Source organism: Methylocapsa aurea (assembly GCF_000746085.1).
Taxonomy (GTDB): domain Bacteria; phylum Pseudomonadota; class Alphaproteobacteria; order Rhizobiales; family Beijerinckiaceae; genus Methylocapsa; species Methylocapsa aurea.
The window spans coordinates 1-16,598 of the sequence record NZ_JQKO01000015.1 but is presented as its reverse complement, the minus strand read 5'-3'; the positions used below and the strand labels follow the sequence as shown (position 1 = coordinate 16,598).

At 61.8% G+C, this 16,598-nt stretch carries 14 protein-coding genes; 4 read left to right on the top strand and 10 right to left on the bottom strand.

Features of this window, described 5'->3' with window-relative positions; all coding sequences use genetic code 11:
* Positions 1-308 precede the first annotated feature (308 nt).
* Positions 309-566, top strand: a complete 258-nt coding sequence (locus DL86_RS11475; RefSeq protein ID WP_156964605.1) for a hypothetical protein — start codon at positions 309-311, stop codon at positions 564-566.
* Between the two features lie 145 nt (positions 567-711).
* On the opposite strand, the gene DL86_RS19830 is transcribed toward DL86_RS11475, so the two are convergent.
* Positions 712-861: a lmo0937 family membrane protein gene (locus DL86_RS19830; protein WP_156964604.1), complete on the bottom strand. Its 150-nt coding sequence runs from the start codon at positions 859-861 to the stop codon at positions 712-714.
* Between the two features lie 667 nt (positions 862-1,528).
* On the opposite strand from DL86_RS19830, the gene DL86_RS11470 reads away from it, so the two are divergent.
* Positions 1,529-1,864 carry a hypothetical protein gene (locus DL86_RS11470; RefSeq protein ID WP_156964603.1) on the top strand — a complete coding sequence of 112 codons (336 nt, stop codon included), beginning with the start codon at positions 1,529-1,531 and terminating at the stop codon, positions 1,862-1,864.
* Between the two features lie 914 nt (positions 1,865-2,778).
* Here DL86_RS11470 and DL86_RS19825 read toward each other — a convergent pair.
* The 3 genes from DL86_RS19825 to DL86_RS11455 all read right to left on the bottom strand — a co-directional run bounded on the left by DL86_RS19825 (position 2,779) and on the right by DL86_RS11455 (position 5,659).
* Positions 2,779-3,051, bottom strand: coding sequence for a hypothetical protein (locus tag DL86_RS19825; protein WP_156964602.1), 273 nt, complete (start codon positions 3,049-3,051; stop codon positions 2,779-2,781).
* 23 nt (positions 3,052-3,074) lie between these two features.
* On the bottom strand, positions 3,075-4,571 hold the full coding sequence (locus DL86_RS11460; RefSeq protein WP_036261496.1) for a carboxypeptidase M32: 1,497 nt from the start codon (positions 4,569-4,571) through the stop codon (positions 3,075-3,077).
* 83 nt (positions 4,572-4,654) lie between these two features.
* Positions 4,655-5,659 carry an aldo/keto reductase gene (locus tag DL86_RS11455; RefSeq protein ID WP_036261620.1) on the bottom strand — a complete coding sequence of 335 codons (1,005 nt, stop codon included), beginning with the start codon at positions 5,657-5,659 and terminating at the stop codon, positions 4,655-4,657.
* Between the two features lie 280 nt (positions 5,660-5,939).
* On the opposite strand from DL86_RS11455, the gene DL86_RS11450 reads away from it, so the two are divergent.
* On the top strand, positions 5,940-7,121 hold the full coding sequence (locus DL86_RS11450; RefSeq protein ID WP_036261494.1) for a L,D-transpeptidase family protein: 1,182 nt from the start codon (positions 5,940-5,942) through the stop codon (positions 7,119-7,121).
* A gap of 13 nt (positions 7,122-7,134) precedes the next feature.
* Here DL86_RS11450 and DL86_RS11445 read toward each other — a convergent pair whose 3' ends face one another.
* Positions 7,135-7,605, bottom strand: coding sequence for a hypothetical protein (locus DL86_RS11445; RefSeq protein WP_036261493.1), 471 nt, complete (start codon positions 7,603-7,605; stop codon positions 7,135-7,137).
* Between the two features lie 289 nt (positions 7,606-7,894).
* Here DL86_RS11445 and DL86_RS11435 point away from each other — a divergent pair, with 289 nt between their 5' ends.
* Positions 7,895-8,134 (top strand): hypothetical protein, encoded by a 240-nt coding sequence (locus tag DL86_RS11435; protein ID WP_156964601.1) that lies wholly within the window; start codon positions 7,895-7,897, stop codon positions 8,132-8,134.
* A 206-nt stretch (positions 8,135-8,340) separates the two neighbouring features.
* Here the strand turns inward: DL86_RS11435 and DL86_RS20290 are convergent, their stop codons facing one another.
* The 5 genes from DL86_RS20290 to DL86_RS11405 form a co-directional block, all read right to left on the bottom strand.
* Positions 8,341-9,048 carry a c-type cytochrome gene (locus DL86_RS20290; RefSeq protein WP_202899195.1) on the bottom strand — a complete coding sequence of 236 codons (708 nt, stop codon included), beginning with the start codon at positions 9,046-9,048 and terminating at the stop codon, positions 8,341-8,343.
* A gap of 219 nt (positions 9,049-9,267) precedes the next feature.
* Positions 9,268-10,398, bottom strand: a complete 1,131-nt coding sequence (locus DL86_RS11420) for a metallophosphoesterase family protein (RefSeq protein WP_051953256.1) — start codon at positions 10,396-10,398, stop codon at positions 9,268-9,270.
* A 25-nt stretch (positions 10,399-10,423) separates the two neighbouring features.
* Positions 10,424-11,686 carry a cytochrome-c peroxidase gene (locus tag DL86_RS11415; protein WP_051953254.1) on the bottom strand — a complete coding sequence of 421 codons (1,263 nt, stop codon included), beginning with the start codon at positions 11,684-11,686 and terminating at the stop codon, positions 10,424-10,426.
* 218 nt (positions 11,687-11,904) lie between these two features.
* Complete coding sequence (locus DL86_RS11410; protein WP_036261482.1) at positions 11,905-15,168, bottom strand: GH36-type glycosyl hydrolase domain-containing protein; 3,264 nt, start codon at positions 15,166-15,168, stop codon at positions 11,905-11,907.
* Between the two features lie 229 nt (positions 15,169-15,397).
* Positions 15,398-16,048 (bottom strand): hypothetical protein, encoded by a 651-nt coding sequence (locus tag DL86_RS11405; protein ID WP_051953252.1) that lies wholly within the window; start codon positions 16,046-16,048, stop codon positions 15,398-15,400.
* Positions 16,049-16,598: the final 550 nt, after the last annotated feature.

The window sequence follows — 16,598 nt, the reverse complement described above, 5'->3', positions numbered from 1 at the left end:
TTTTGTGGCGGATAGTCATCCGTAAGGAAATTTTTCGGAAAGCCGCCGCCAAACGTTGGTGATTGGCGCGGCCTTCTGCCGACTACGATCCCTTGCCGACCTCGATAGCGAGAGAGCGAAATTCGGGGAAACATCGGCCGCAGCGTAAGCCTCGAATTCGTGAGCCAAGGGATGAAATCCGACGGCGCGATCCGATAGCGAGGATTGATGATTTGGCCTGAACTTTAAACCCGGACGTCTGAGCGCTTGTGAAGCGCCGCCTGCGAGCGGCGTCACCGAGGCGCTTCGCTTCGATGGAGATCGAAAAGATGACGACGGAACCCCGTAAATATGACGACCTCAAAGTCGGCCAGAGGATTCATTTCACCGGATACCCAGGCGATGCAGCGAATCCGAGCGGCGACGGCGAGATCATCGCGGCGCACGAGGCGGGACCCAAATCAATGGCGAATTACGACATTCGCCTAGACGACGGCCGCGAAAAGACAAGGGTTATCCATCTGGCGTTCAAGCCTAGCGCGAACCGCTGCTTTATCCTCGCGGAGGAGCACAACGCAGCCGCTTGACCCTCTGGCGCGTCGGACGGATCTGGCGCGCCGCCTTCAATCTCGACGATCGACATGATTGCCCGCGCGGTGCGCTTTGGGCTCAATCCGGTTCGGCCTCCTATATCGAGGGCTAAAAAAGGAGGGTGATCACATTCACGCGCCGCTACAGGATGCCTCGGCCTTGAATTAAACGCAGCACGATCACGATGACCGCTATAACCAAGAGAATATGAATGAACCCGCCTATTGTGTAGGAAGAGACCAAGCCCAGCAACCAGAGGACAATGAGGATAACTGCTATAGTTTCAAGCATTTGTTCTCTCCCATCTAACGAACATTCCCCAGATCGTCGCTGGTCCGATCGCAACCTGACTCGACCAGACGTTTTTGACAAATCCAAGTCGCCGCTGCGACCTGTGGCCAGATGTGGGCGGGCCAGCTTCTCGCTGAGCGTCGGAAAACGACGAGCGTGTGATTGAAGACATGGAGCGCGACTACCTTGACCTCATGCGCGAGGCCGATTGCCCGCCGCGAAGGTCCCGCCGTCGCAGACTGCCCGGTAGCCGGAACGCTGAACAACGTCGACGCTGGCTTTTCGGCCCGATCCGTCACAACTCTTGCCGTCCAGCTTGCCTGCCAGGATGGCTTGCCAATGTGCTGATGCGTCGCTGCTGAGCCGAATTGGCGCGGCGCATATTCTCTTTCAGAGCTCGAGCCATCGCCTCCGCTCCCCTAGAGCATGTTCCGAAAAAGTTGATCGACTTTTTCGATATTTGGACATCGGATATATCCGATGTCTCAAAAGAACATGCTCCAACTTATTGATCTGGAACGAGTTCTTATCGATTGGATGATTCCATCCAATCGGAACGCGCTCTAGAACACGAATCGACCTCGACGCGTTTGGCGTCGTTATGGAACTTTTTCAAATGTGATGAATTGTATAGAGTCCAAAACAAGATGGCTACCGGACAAGTCCGATGACAACAATGACGCTCAACAGACTCATCCAGGAAATGCGCGGCTATAACAGAACTGTGGCCCAGGATGGCGAATGCGACGCATGGCGGGACTTCGTCGTGGAATGCTTTTGCCGCTTTGAAGTAGGCCCTTGGGATGACCTAGCCTACGACGTTCAGGCGGAAGAAGGTTTCGTCGATTATTGGCTCGATGTGCCCAAAGGCGGAAATTACGATTACGACGCGAAGACGGGAGCGCGTCAGGAATCAGCAGAAGCCACGACCGTCGAGACATTCATCGTCGAGTTTGAAAGCGCCAGCGTAGACTTCGTCGCCGAGAAACGCTGCGGGCCTTAGAATCTGGCGCAGATGGCGCCAGTTTGTTGATCACCTTCACACCTTCCGAGATGTTTTCGGATCGCTCCAGCGCTGTCAGCCATTCGAGCTTGCGCGATCCACATAAGCCCCGAATATTGCGGATGGGGTAGAGCGACGTCCTCATGTTTTGGGGCCATGCCCCGTCGCAGGTGCAGCGGAGATCGCAGCCCGGAACCAATCACGTCCCTCCTCAGTTGGCGATTGGTACACAAGGAGGATTTCTAATGCGCACGTATGCACTCGCCCTAGCTGCGGCGGCTTTTCTTGCTTTTCCTGCTTCGGGGTTCTCACAGGGTGTCGAGTTTGGGCCCGGAGGCGTCCGAATAGAGTCTGGGCAACATCGCCAAGGCCGGTCTGTTTCACCGAATTGTGGGGAACTGCGGAGAGCTTGTCTCCACAAAGAGGAGTTAGGCGAGCAAGGCGAAGGCAATTGCCGTAGATATCGCCAAGCTTGCGGAAGAGGCGATTAGCTTAGCCATCAGCGCGCCACAGTGGCGCGCAGGTTCTCATTGGGCTGATCGGCAAAAGGTCGCGAACCATATGAGCCGCGAAGTTTGCCTTTGCGGGCAAACACGCCTGAGCCTGGGTCAGACGGACTCGGCTTCGGCAAACTTCTTCCTAGCATTGGTTTCGGTTTTATCCTGACCTGCGCGCCAAGTATCCTGGCGTTCGCCGCCACTTCATCCCAGGCCTGCCGCTGGCGGATACGCAAAAAGCGCCGCCGCCTTCGAATGAACGCGATCTCTCCCTATAATTTTCACGCGATCGGATGAGAATCCGTCAGGCGCAGCGGCGATCCGTGATTATCGGCGCCGTGCGCGCAGCAACAGGGATATTTGATGAAGAAAGCTCTTTTGGTCGTAACAGCGTCTCTGGCCATGATTTGCGCGCCTTCATTTTCGAGCGCGCAAGAGCGCCTCGGTGACGGCGCCATGGGTGCGGTCGCCGGGCTCTTGGTTGGCGGCCCGGTTGGCGCGGTGGCTGGCGGCGTGATCGGCTATACGGCGGGCCCGGGCATTGCGCAGAGCTGGGGCCTCAGGAAACAAAAACGCTCTCATCATGCCCGCAACCACGGACAACCCTCGAAATAAGCTGGGTCTCGCCAGCCGATTGGCTTCATCGGCGCCAGTCCGGTCGGTCGATAGGACATCAAGACGTCCGAGCATGTTCCGGCGGGCTCATAAGCCGCTCAGGAATCTCCCAGGTAGCGCGTCGAAATATGCTTTTGGAATGTTTCCGCGCTGAGTGGTTGACCTGTCGCCGCAATCAGAAGCTCATCCATCTCCAGCAAGCTGCCCTTCGCATGGACATTGATGCGCAGCCAGGACCGGAGCGGCTCGAAATCGCCGCGTCCAATCGCCAGGGGAATCTCGGGATCGGCGCGGCCGGCGGCGTCGAAGAGCTGCGCGGCCGCCATCGCTCCCAGCGTATAGGTCGGGAAATAGCCCCAGCTCCCGCCCGGCCAATGGATGTCCTGAAGACACCCCAAGCCATCATTCGGCACGTCTAGGCCGAGCAACTCCTTCATGCCCTCATTGAATGCCGCCGGCAGATCCGCCAGGCGAAGATCGCCGCCAATCAGCGCCTTTTCGAGATCGTAGCGCAGCAGGACATGGGCCGGATAGGTGACTTCGTCGGCGTCAACCCGGATCAATCCTGGCTTTACCGCGGTCAGATGGCGGTAAAGATTTTCGGCGCTCCATGCCGGGCCCTCGCATTGGAAGGCCTCGCGCAGGAGGGGCGCCAAAAATTCCGTGAACGCGCGGGAGCGGCAGGCCTGCATTTCGATCAGCAGCGACTGGCTCTCGTGCAGCGCCATGCCCCGGGCCGACCCGACCGGCTGGCGCCGCCAAGCGGCTGGCCGGCCCTGCTCGTAAAGCGCGTGGCCGGTCTCATGCAGCACGCCCATAAGGCCGCTGATGAACCGGTCCTCGTTGTAGCGGCTGGTGATCCGGACATCGTCGGTCGCGCCGCCGCAGAATGGATGCAAACTGACGTCGAGGCGGCCGCGGTCGAAATCGAAGCCGACCGCCGTCATGAGCCGCTCGCCAAGACGCCTTTGGCTGTCGATCGGGAAGGGGCCAGTCAAGGCTTGGACTGAGGGCAGGCTTTGCTGGCGCGCCTGCGCCGCCTGAATCAGGCCTGGCAACTCGGCGCGCAGAGCCGCGAAGAGCCCGTCGATCTTGGCTTGGCGCATCCCCGGCTCGTAGCCATCGAGGAGGGCGTCGTAGGGCGACAATCCAAGCGCCTCGCCCTTGATCGCGCCGATCTGGCGCTGGAGATCGAGCACCTCGGCAAGATAAGGCAGCATTGCGGCGAAATCGCTGGCCTTGCGCGCTTGCCGCCAAGCCATGACCGACCTGGACACCGCCCTGGAGTTCGCCTCGACGAGGTCCTCGGGAACCGCTGCGGCATGAAGATAGGCGCGCCGCATCTCGCGCAGATTGGCGCTTTGCCAATCGTCAAGTGCGTCCGCGGTCTCCTCGGCCCGCTGCAGCAGTTCGCCGGTCTCGGCCGCGGCGAGCAGCCCATGCGCCATCCCCTCCAATGTTGACAATTGTTCCGAGCGGCTATCGGCCGCGCCGTCCGGCATGGTGGTTTCGGTATCCCAATTGAGGACGCCTATGACGTCGTTGATCGCGCCTAAGCGGGCGAATTTCTGCTCAAGCGAGCGATAGGAGTCCATTGGCTGTCTCGCGGAATGCCTTTTGTCAAAGCCCAGTCTTAACCATTGCGCCTGAAATGAAAAGCGGCCCCGGGGGGAGAGCGCTAGGCGGAGGCTTTCTTCTCGCTGTCCAAATGCGCGAGTTGGGCGGCGTCGTAGCGTTCTCCCGCCGCGGCGCCGGCGGGGATCGCCTCGGCGAGCGCCGCCAGATCCTCCGACGACAAGGCGAGATCGAGGGCGCCCAAGGCTTCGTCGAGGCGGTCGCGCCGCCGCGCCCCTACCAGGGGAATGATGTCTGCGCCCTGCGCCAGAACCCAGGCGATCGCGATCTGGGCGACCGATCCGCCCAAGGCGGCGGCGATGGAGCGCAGCCGCTCCACCAAAGCGAGATTGGCTTCGAGGTTCTGACCCTGGAAGCGCGGACTGAAGCCGCGAAAGTCCGTTGCGCCCGCCCGCGCTTGCGACCAGTGCCCGCTGATGAGGCCGCGAGAGAGGACGCCATAGGCGGTGACGCCAATTCCGAGTTCGCGGCAGGCGGGCAGAATCTCATCCTCGATTCCGCGCGAGATCAGCGAATATTCGATCTGCACGTCGCAGATGGGGTGGACGGCATGGGCGCGCCGGATCGTCGCGGCGCCGACCTCGGACAGTCCGACATGTTTGACATGGCCGGCCTTGATCAGATCGGCGATGGCGCCGATCGTGTCCTCGATCGGGGTCGCCGGGTCGAGCCGCGCCGGGCGGTAGATGTCGATATGATCGACGCCAAGCCGGCGCAGCGAGTAGGCGGCGAAATTCTTCACCGCCGCCGGCCGGCAATCGACGCCGATCCAGCCTCCGGCGGGATCGCGCAAGGCGCCGAATTTGACGCTGATCTGGAGATCGTCGCGGCGGTGGCCTTCCAAGCCCTCGCGGATCAGCATTTCATTGTGGCCCATGCCATAGAAATCTCCGGTGTCGAGCAGGGTCACTCCGGCCTCGATCGCGGCATGGAGGGTGGCGAGGCTTTCGGCGCGGTCGGCGGGGCCATAAAGATCGGACATGCCCATGCAGCCCAGACCGATTGCGGAGACCTCCGGGCCATTGCGGCCAAGGGTTCGATGCTTCATCCTGTCTGCTCCGTGGTTTGGCGCCTGCTGGCTCCCCCGCCGCATCATGCATTATAGCGCCCCGCGCCCCGTCCGATAAGATCACCGACGGGGGCCGACGTCCCAGCCTGCTTTCTGCACCGCCTTCCATGAGCGAGCCGGAGGACGGGACGCATCGCCACAGCGAAAGGCATGGGTCCGGCTTTCGCTTGGGTTGTCTTGCGCCATGATCTTGGCCAATAAGTTCGCAATCCTTTTGAGGATATGCTCTCGCAAAGCTCAACAATGCCCGAGGCGGCGAATGGACCTTAGGTCAAAGATCGCGGTTTGGCGCGCAGTGGGCTGCCTGGCTGCGCTTCTCCTTAGCCAAGGGAGCGCCCCCGCCTTGGCGCAGTCGGACAAAAGCGGTGCGCCAATTCCGGCGGCGACGCTCGCCTTGATGAAGGCGCGAGAAACGACAGCGGCGGCGCCGATCCTCATCCGCTCCTACAAGAAGGAAGCGGAGCTGGAAATCTGGAAGAAGGCCAAGAATGGACGCTTCGTCTTGTTGAAGGCGTTCCCAATCTGCCGCTGGTCAGGGCAGCTCGGTCCAAAGTCGAAGGCCGGCGATCGTCAGACCCCCGAAGGGTTCTATTCGGTCGGTCCCAAGCAGATGAACCCGAATTCCGCCTATTATCTTTCATTCGATACCGGCTATCCCAACGCCTATGACCGGGCTCATGGCGGCTCGGGCTCCTATCTGATGGTGCATGGGACATGCTCCTCGGCGGGCTGCTACGCGATGACTGACAAGGGCGTCGGAGAGATTTACGCCCTCGCTCGCGATGCGTTGAGAGGCGGCCAGCCGGCGTTCCAGTTTCAGGCCTATCCATTTCGGATGACCGCGCAGAACATGGCCAAGTACCGCTCCGACCCGAATATCGCGTTCTGGCGGCAATTGAAGGAGGGTTCGGATCGTTTCGAGGCCACGGGCGAAGAGCTAGTCGTCGGCGTCGCCGCCGGCCGCTATGTTTTCGCCGCTTCGGCCGATCCCGAAAAAGAAGCGCTTGCGGCGGCGCGGCGCGATGAAGAGGAGGCGCGCGTCGCGGCGCTCATAGCCGACGGCGGCGCCGCGGTGCGGACCACCTATGCGGATGGAGGCCAGCACCCCGCTTTCCTCGAGCTTGCCCGCCAGGGCGCGTTTCTAGGCGAAGTCAGCCGCCCCGAGGCGCTGGCCTATGCTGGGCTCGATGTCATCGTCACGCCGGCCCGTCCGAAGCGGCGCAGCCCAGCGACCGCGTCCCTGGCGCCCAATGCGGCGAAGGACGCGACACCGCTTGAGGCGGCGGCCCCGCAACCGGCAGCCGCCGCCTCTTCATCGGCGGCCGAGCTATCGGCATTCGCGCCGGCGCCGATGTGCTACCCGTTGGGGCGGCCAACGCCGAAGGTTCAGTCCTTGATGGCGGGCGCCATGCCGATTCTGCCCGCCACATTCATCGATTGACGTTTGAGCTTAATTATTGCGGTCCGCCGAGCGTCATGCGGGCGCGAGACGCCTTTTGCGCCGCGACCGCCTCATTGGCCTGGTCGCAGGCGGGAACGCGGTGGGCGGCGCATTCAGTGGCGGCGGCCAGGTTCGCCGCTTTGGCTTTTTCGATGCTGCTGCGTTCGGCGGCGAAGGCGCGGCAAAGAGTGCGGGCGTCGGACAGGGAAATTTTGTTCTTTTTCAAAAGGTCCTCAAGCGGGACATGTTCGTCGGGCACGTTTTCGGGGTCGGGAGTGACCTCGGCGCAGAGAGCCGGCGCCTCGTAGGAGTTGATTCCGGCGGCCGTTACAAGGTCGTGATAGCGCCGCAGGGAGTCGTCCAGCTCCGTGAGCGCCGCGATGAAGTTCCGCGCGGCGACATATGTCTCGTTTTCGCCCGATCGAGCGGGCGCCGCGATGGCGAGCATGAAGAGTGCGAATGCGACCGTGGCGAGCTTCGGCATGGCTTGTCCTTGGGGGGTGAAGGGGGCCGCAATTTAGCGGCAAGTTTCGTCGACGCATAGACCGATCGCCCGCCGCACAGGTTTCGGGCGATCCTCGCGAGACCAAGCTTTTTTGGCGCAATGCGTCAACATGAAACGTTCTACCTGGATTATGATTCCAGACAGCGCCGCATTTCCGCCGAGATGATGGCTAAGACAAGGCGGCCAGGACCAGGCGGCCAAAACAGGCGGCAATTCATTGAAAACGGCGCGGGCGCTTCGCCGGATGCAGGCAAGGAGACTAGAAGCTGTGGCGACGCAGAGGACCAAACGCAAACCGGGCATCGGCGCAATATCTCTGGCTTTGGCCGCGTCGCTCGGCTCCGCCTATTTCTGGGACGACCAGCCGCCGGCCGCCGGCGCGACGCGGGGGCAGGCGATCGAGGGACGGCGGTTGGTTGGAGGGTGCGGCAAAATCGGCGGCTCCGAGCCGCATTGGATGATCATTCGAGCGGCGTCGGCCGATTGCGCCAACGCCTCGCGGCCCTGAATGCGGCAAATTCATATTAACCGGACAAAGCGCCGTTGCGGCGCGCGCGTGTGGATTTCGCGCTCGGATGGCGCTGATAGCAACCCCTTGGAGCATGTTCTTATGAGACATCGGATATATCCGATGTCTCATAAGAACATGCTCCAACTCATTAAATCTGAGCGATTCCTTTTCGATCAGACGACTCCATCTGATCGGGAAACGCTTTAGTGCTTGCCGTAATCCAGCGCCACGCCTTTGCGCTGTGAAATAATGTAGGCCTCGAGCGCCTTGAGCCTTGGATCGTCATCGGCGAACGGCTTGCCGCGGACCGGGTTCTCGATGCACCAGTTGATCATGTCCCGCAGCAGCGCCACGCGGCCAATCTGAACCTGATATTTCGGATAGGTCTCCGGATGCGTATTGCTGGCGTTGGGGTGACACATATCGCAGGAGATCGCGACGGTTCCGCCCAAAGCTTTGGCGTCATGGAAAATCCGGTCGCCTTCGTCGATCAGCTGTTGCGTGGAGGCTTTCCAGATGGCCTCGTCGCGGGCGTCGAAAGCGCCATAGGTCTGCGCCTGAAACGGGGCGACTGCGGCGGGCCCAGCGTCCTTGCCAGCATTTTTCGCCTGTCCAACGGCGTCCGCTTCCGCCACCTGGATCATCTTGTCCCAAGCGGCCTCTGGATGCTTGCGCCGCCATTCGCCCATCAGCGCATCGGCGATGCGCTGGCCTTGTTCGGGGGTCATCGCGTCGCCCGGCTTGATTCCCTTCGCCACGACCGATGTTTCGCCATCGCAGAGGCCAACGACCAGATCGCCATCCGGCGAAGCAGGGAGGACGTGGCGCGGCGCATCGTCCGCACCAAAGGCGAGCGAAGAGCAACTCAACGTGGCTGCGATCAGGACCAAAGACCAGGCAGGCGCACTCATCTCCCTCTCCTTCTTGTTCCTAGAGCGCTTCCAGTTTCCGCGGAATCAGAAAGCAACTCTAGGTCTTTGTTTTGTCGCATTTTCTTAACGCGAACCGGCATCCACTTCGCTCGAAAATGCCCTACCTCGACGATTGCTTTCGCGACCGTCCTAAACCGCAGTCTCGGCTGTTGCTGGTCTTACCCGCCTTGGCGCGGGGCGCTGGAGCCGGCAACGCTGTTAGTAGCTCGCAAGTTTGGCCGCCGGCGGGCGGTCCTTGAAGCCGTAGGAGGAGAGATAGCTCGCCTTGATCGTGACCGGGTCGCGGTTCCAGAGATTGTAGAGCTTGTCGACCATGCCGGACATCAGAACCGAGACCTGCCCGTCGCCGCAGCCGTCGAACGCATTGAAGGGGTCCGCCCGGTTCATCTGGACGGTCAGGCTCGGCAGGCCGGTGGGCGCGTAGGGCCATGGCCAAGCGGTCGACAACAAGCCGTGGAAGTGAATATTGCCGATCCGATTGGTCAGCATTTGATGCGTGTGGCCGTGGATGACGGTGAGAGTGTCGAAGCGGGACAGAATCGCTTGCACCTCGTCCGCGTCATCGGTCCAGAAATTCCAGTTCTTGTAATATTTGTAGAGCGGCGAATGCGAGAAGACCACGACCGGCGTCGCCTTGTCGAGCTTGGCGAGATCGTTCTTCAACCATTCGCGGCCTTCCGGACCCACCTCGAAACGCGATTGCGTCCCATTGTCGAGGCCGGCGACGGTTTGCATGCGCTGCGCGGGTGTCATGCCGTGGGCGGTCCAGAAGTCCTTCTCGTTGACGCTCATCAGCGTCACGAAATGCACGCCCTTATGATCGAAGGAATATTGCGGCGCGCCGAACAATCCGCGCCAATGCTCGCCCATGTCGAGGAACCAATCATGCTCGCCGACCATCATCTTGACCGGCGCCTTCACCGATTTGAGAATCTGGGCGCCGAGATCGAGTTCCTCCTTCTGCCCGAGCTGCGCCAGATCGCCGCCGAAGAGGACGAAGTCGGGCTGCGGATCCAGCGCGTTCACATCGTCCACCGCTTTCAGGATCGAACGGACGAAGCGATCGTTGAGTTCTTTCTTGTAGAGATGGGCGTCGGAAATATAGGCGAAGGAAAAGCCGGGGCGATTGCTCTCCGCGGCCTGCGCCATGTCGATCAGTTGAAATCCGACCGGGGTCACAAGGCCCTTGGCGGCGGCAATTCCGGCCGACAGGCCGGCAATTTCAAGAAATCCGCGGCGCGACATGTTGCTGAGGCGCTCGAGATCGCCGAAAAACGACGCGCGTTCCTCATAATGCCGGGTCTCGATGCTTTTGTGGTGTCGAGTCATGGATTTGCGCTCCCCTGAGGGTCGGCTAATAAACCCCGATCCGGGCCGGATTCTGGAGGTCGGGATTTGGCGCGAGATCGCCGAGATTGCCCTTGCGCCCGGCGACGGCGTCGAGATCGCGCTCCGGCCGGGTGGTCTTCAGCGCTGACTGCCGTGCGAACTCCTGCTTGTTGAAGGCGTCGAAGCGGTCGTCGGTCAGGGTGAAGAGGAAGGCGACCACATCGTCGATCTCGCCTTCGGTCAGGCCGAGCCGCTGCATGCCGCCGTCAAGATAGGGATTGGGCACGCCGCCTTTATTGTAGTGGTCCATGACGTCCCAAAGCGTCGCCAGCGATCCGTCATGCATGTAGGGCGCGGTGATGCCGATATTGCGCAGCGTCTGCGTTTTGAATGCGCCGACGCCGTCTTGTTGCTTGGTGACGAGAAACCGACCGAGCTCGGAGAATTCGGTCTGCAAAGCCAGTTCGTCGAGCTGTTTCTCATCGCCGGTCCGCAGGACCTTCAAGGCCTTTCCGGCCAATTCCGGGAAATTGGCCTTATGCGCCGCGATCCCGATATTGTGGAACTTCTGATCCGAGAACAGCGGGTTCACGGCATTTCCAGCATGGCAGGCGTTGCATCGGCCTTTGCCGTTGACCAGAGCCCAACCGCGTTTGGCGGAGTCGTCGATGGCGCGATCATCGCCGGCGATGAAGCGGTCGAAGGGAGCATTTCCCGAATATTGCGTGCGCTCAAAAGCGCCGATCGCGGCGGCGACGTCGTCATAGGTCAGGTCGCGCCCAAACACCTGTTTGAAGCTTGCCGCATATTCCGGGATCGCCCGCAATTTCGCGACGACGTCGTCCGGGCTTTTCTGTCCCATTTCGACCGGGTTGAGAATTGGAAGCTTGGCCTGATCCTCGAGCGTCGCCGCTCTTCCGTCCCAGAACATGCTGGCCTGGAACATGGCGTTCAAGACCGTCGGCGAATTGCGCATGCCGCGCTGGCCGCCAACGCCTTCAGAAGTCCGCTTCTGATCGACGAAGCCTCTCATCGGATCATGGCAGGTGGAACAGGAGACGGTATCGTCGACGGAGAGGCGCTTATCTATGAACAAGGTCCCGCCCAAGGCGGCTTTCTCGGCGGTCGGCTCGCGCCCCGGAGGAACGGCAAGCGCATAAAGCGTGGGCGAAACCCCTGGCGGCAATTTAGGGGGCGACCAGATCCCCTCCGCCGCGCCTAGCGCGAAAAGGCCAGCCGAAGCCGTCAAAGCGGCGGCCGCCAAGGCAAATCCGTTGCGGATCGGCATACGATCCCTCCCGAACTTTATATCTGCGATTTACCACCGCGTTGGAAATAACGCTACACCACAAGCTGTCGGAATACAATCAGGCGAAAGCTCTCGGGATCGAGGGAGAAACCTATCGATGCGTATTCTCAATACATATGCCTCGATCGCGGCCGCGCGATGAACCGCGCCTGTCCCTCGCCGCGCGATGCAAAAAAATCTCGCCCGCGCGGGCGGCTTCAATCGCCAACGTCCCATTCCAGCCGCATGTCCGTGTCGGGCGTCAACGGCGGCGGGGCGCGTTCGCCCCAGCGCCGACGGCGGCCCAGGGCGTGGACAATGAGAAGGTTGGCGAAAAGGCCGGGGCCGCTGGAATAGATCCGCCAGCCGCCTTCGAACCCAACCGCTCCGGCTTTGACGCGGCTCCATTCCGAACTGGCGTGGTAGCGGTCGGGGAAAGCCGCGTCGCTGCTGCTGAAAAAGGCGTTGCGCTGGCGGGGCAGGGCCTGCTTCAGGCGCTGCGTCACCGCAATGGGGTTGGCGAGCTGGAGCGCGTCCAGGAGCGCGTCGGCTTCGCCTAGAACCGCCATGGCCTCGCCATAGCGAAGATGGGCATGGACATACATGAGGCCGATTTCCCGGCCGAAGAAAGCTGCGGATTCGGCGCGGCGGAACAGCGTCTCTATCCCGCCGCGATAGGCGACCGGCCGATCCATAAGCCGGGCGCCGTCCGGGAACAGCAGATGCTCGCGGATGAGACGCAGATGATGTTGCGTCTGTTGCGGCGTGAACAGGCCGCCAATGATGCTTCTCGTCATTGGCAGGAGCGAATATTTGAGGCCGGTGCGCGCATCGCTGGGGTGAAGCAGCAACTCGGGCGCCGAGGCGCCCGGCTCGAACAGCCCATATCCGGCGACCGTGTCGTCGCGCAGGAGATAAAGGTTGAAGTCTCCGCGCATCCGCCCCGCGAGCTCGCGCGCCGCTTCGGCCTCGCCGGCGCGCCCGCTCCGGCGTAGGATCTCGGCGTAACGGCTCAGCTGTTGGAACAGCAGGGCCACCGTCCAGCTGCTGACCATCCAGTCCCGCATCCTTGGGTCGACCGGCTGAAGCGAGTCGTTCCAGTCGCCTTCGCCATAACGGATGAGGCTTGTGCCGGGGATGAAGCGCTCGCGCACGGCCGCAAGGAGACCGTCGACATGGGCGGCGACGGAGTCCTTGCGCTCGGTCCTTTCGAGCGTCTGTTCGTTGCGCCATGCGACGGGCTCGTCGAGAAAGCCAAGGTCGTTGGTCGTCTCGATGTAGTCGTTGAGCGCCTTCAGCGGCCAGACGATGACGTCGCCATGGCTCCGCTTGTCTTGGATGCTCGAATAGGGCTCGAGCATGAACCATTGCGGCCAATCGCAGCGCGATTCATATTGCTGCGCGAAGACGATCCGGAGGATTTCCTTGACCGGCTCGTCATGTTCCAGCGCAAGCAGGAATTCGATCGGCCCCTGGCAGACATCGCGGGTTCCCCAGGCGGCGCCGGTATATTGCTCGAGCCCGTGCGGCGCGGTCAGATGGATCATCGCATCATGGGCCAGCCACGGGAACAGCGCATCCAAGGCCTCGCCATCAGCGCCGCCGCCTCGGATGCGCAGGCGCCGCGTGACGGCGCCCCAGTAAAGCGCGGCCGGCGCCAGCAGGCTTTGATCGTCGACGCCGCGCCCGTATTTCTGCGCAAGCCGTTCCGCTGCCGCTGGATCCGTCATTGAGCCAACGACCGCGAAACAGAATGCGCGCGCCGGCGCCGTGCGCAGGGCGAGATAGGCGCCCTCGCGCGGACGTCCGTCCGCATAAAGCAATTCATCGCCGCCGATCGCCTCAAAGGCTTCGGGCGTGCTGGTCACAAGATGATAGAGCGCGTCAGGGCAGCGCCGCCCCCAAAGCGACTCTGGGTCGGGATGGAAGCTGAAGCGCTTTGATTGGGGCTCGACCTCGATCAAGCTCGCGCGCTCGAATTCGCGTTCGCCCAGCGCCAGATGTCCAAAGACAAGGAACCGGCACGGCTCGCCCTCGACTGCGACGCGCCATTGCATCGCGGCGTCCTCGCCAGATGCAATGGCGCGGATGACGATGGTGCGGACGCCCAGGCGATAAACCCAGCGGCAGTCGCCAAGGCCGATCTCGAAGGCGGAGGGCACGGCGAGCAGGCGCCAGCCGTCGCCAATATCGACGAGCATGCGCAGTCCGTTGGCGCGCGTGATGTTGTAGGGGTCGCGAGAGACGGAAAAGAGCTTATGAAAAGATGTATTGCCGATCGTCAGCTGGGCGGCGAATACGCCATGCATCCAGCAGGTGGCGCAAAGGGTCGCCTCATCGGGCAGCATCGCTTGGCCTGAGCGCAGCAGGGCGCCGTGGCGGCGCGTCATGATCCGCTCCTTGTCCCTCAGCGCGACATGGCGGTTGTGTTGTGGCTCGGACCCGTGGAGCGTCGGCGTGAAGAAGGAGAGCAGCCGTCCTTCCCCCCGCTCCTCCAGCGTGCGGAGGGGGTAGCGGCGGTCGAGATCGGCGGCGTCAAGCGGGTCCGCCGCGATTGGAGGAGCATCTTGCGCCAGGGCGCGGACCGGCGCGCTGAGGCGGATGGCGGCTGGACCCCCATCGGGCCAGGCCGCGGCGTCGATCCGAGCGAGGTCGGATCGGCTCGAGGCCTCGGCGTGATCTGGATCATAAAGGCCGAAGAATCGCCAGGAAGCGCGCGCGCGGGGCGCGAGGGCGGCGCGGAAAGTCTGGAGCGCGGCGCAGGCAAGCTCATGCTGGAGCCTTTCGCTTGGCAGGTCCGCGCCAAAGGGAAAGGCGAATCGATCGCTGTCGCGAAAGGCCGGTCCGAAGAGCTGGCGCCCGTCGGTGGAGAAGGCGCTGGCGCCTTCGTGGCAGCCATGAAGAACCCAGGGATGGCGCCCACTCTGGGGCAGGTTCTGGCGGCTCATGACGACTGGTCCGCAGCGCTCGCGCCGCTCGACGTGCGAGTCGATATATTGCGAAGCATAGGCCTCGTTGTTCATGAGGAACGCGCGCTCGCCAAGGCCAATGTCCTGGATGAGAATTGCGTCTACCGATGCTGTGGCGGCGCGGATGTTCTCGACCTCGAGGCGCCACAGCCATGCGGACTCGTTCGGCAGCAGCGATAGGGTTGCCCGGTGCTTGATCCCAGCGTCTTCGCCCTCCCAGGCAAAGCCATCCGCCGCCGCGCCGAAACGACCCTTCGCGCCGGGGCCGATGACCTCGACGCAAGCCGGCTGCGGCCCCCCGACGCGAAGATAAAGCCGGGCGATTCCGCCATCGATCGGCGAGCCGAGGATCTGGTTGATCATGATCGCGCCGCCGGGGCGCCGGGACTCGATCGAAAAGAGGCAGCCGTTCGGGAGAACCGCGATCGACATGCCGGCGCCATTATCTATCCGCCGGAGGCCGAGATCGAGGTCGCGCGGCGTCTTCCAACTTCGGGCGAGCGAAGGCGCCATCCTGCCCTCCGGTTCTTGAGCGCTGTCGCGCGACAGCGGCGCCGCTTGCCGAACAAGCGTCGCAACCGGATCATGATCAATCTTGCGAGGATGTCATTTTATTTCGCGAAACGTCCGCGAAACGTCCAAGGACAAATGCGCCGTGGGCCAGAATAATCGAGGCTCTAGCGGGCTTAGCGCCTGCAGGGATTGCTGTTGCAATCCCGTTCGACCGAGGGGCGACAGCGCCTCAGGCCTTCTTGGCGGAAGCGGTTAGTCTGTGTTTGCGCCCGAATTTCCAATAATAAAAGAAAAATCCGGCAATGATCGGCGCGGCGAACAGACTATAGGCCAAGATCATTCTGCGGTGCGTTTGTCCCACCGAAAATGGGAAATGCGACACATAGATCTGACCGTGGTCGTTCTTGACCGTCACGATGCCGAAATATTTTCCCGGGCTGGTGAAAGTATGTTCGAATTTAATGATGCCGGTCGGATAAAGCCGCGGCGGGAGATATTTCTCGGTGACTGGATCCAGGGCCTCGGGAGCCATTTGCGCGTCATGCAAAATGCCCGACATTTCCGAGGAGCCGGTCCGGCCGTCCACCGCCTTGATGACGCGGACATCGGTCCTCATTTCGCGCAGCTCCATATCGACATAGTCGAGCACGATCAGGACAGGGCCGACGTCTGGAATATCCTTGCAGAATTCCACCGCGGTTTCTTGTGGCCGATGCGCGCCGAAGCGCGGTTGATAGGCGGTAAAGTGCATTGCGTCGGGGCCGACGTTCAGCACACATATTTCTTTTTCGATGCCGAGCGGCATGCGGCCGTCGGCCTGTGCGGCGGGGGCGAGGAGGCTCGTTGCAAGAAGGAAAGCGCACGCTGCTCGAACGAACATTTTTCGATCCTCGGTAAGACTTCCCGCCAGACGCCATAAGCTTGGCACGGAAATCAGTTTTTCAATTCAGGTCCATCACCCCGTCTCGCCGTTGCCCCCATCGGACTCGATCGTTTGATTAGAGTAGCAAATTTTAAGTTTGTCACAATTCATAAATTGCGTCCTCAAGAATTATTCTAATTCCGCTCAGTCGCTTGGCTCCATGCGACTCCAATCAATCAGACAAGTCCAGCTGATCGGGAAACGCTCTAGAGGGGCGCGGAAACAAAAACGTGCCCGGCGGACGACGCTCCTCGAAAGGCTCCTCCGAGAAACGGCCGACTGCCGGGCAGGTTCCAAAACGCTTGGCCGGCCTACTCTTCAGGGCGGCCAAGCTCTGTTGCAGCTTGGTTTAAGGCTGGGACGCTGGCGGTTCTGATCGATGGGTCATCACCGCCGGCGGCAGTTGCTTATTTCGCCGGCTCGAGGCCGAGGACGTCTTCATTGCCGGCGCAAAGCTCCTGGATCCGGCCGAGGATCAGCAGGACGACGCCGAAGATGGCGAGGGTGA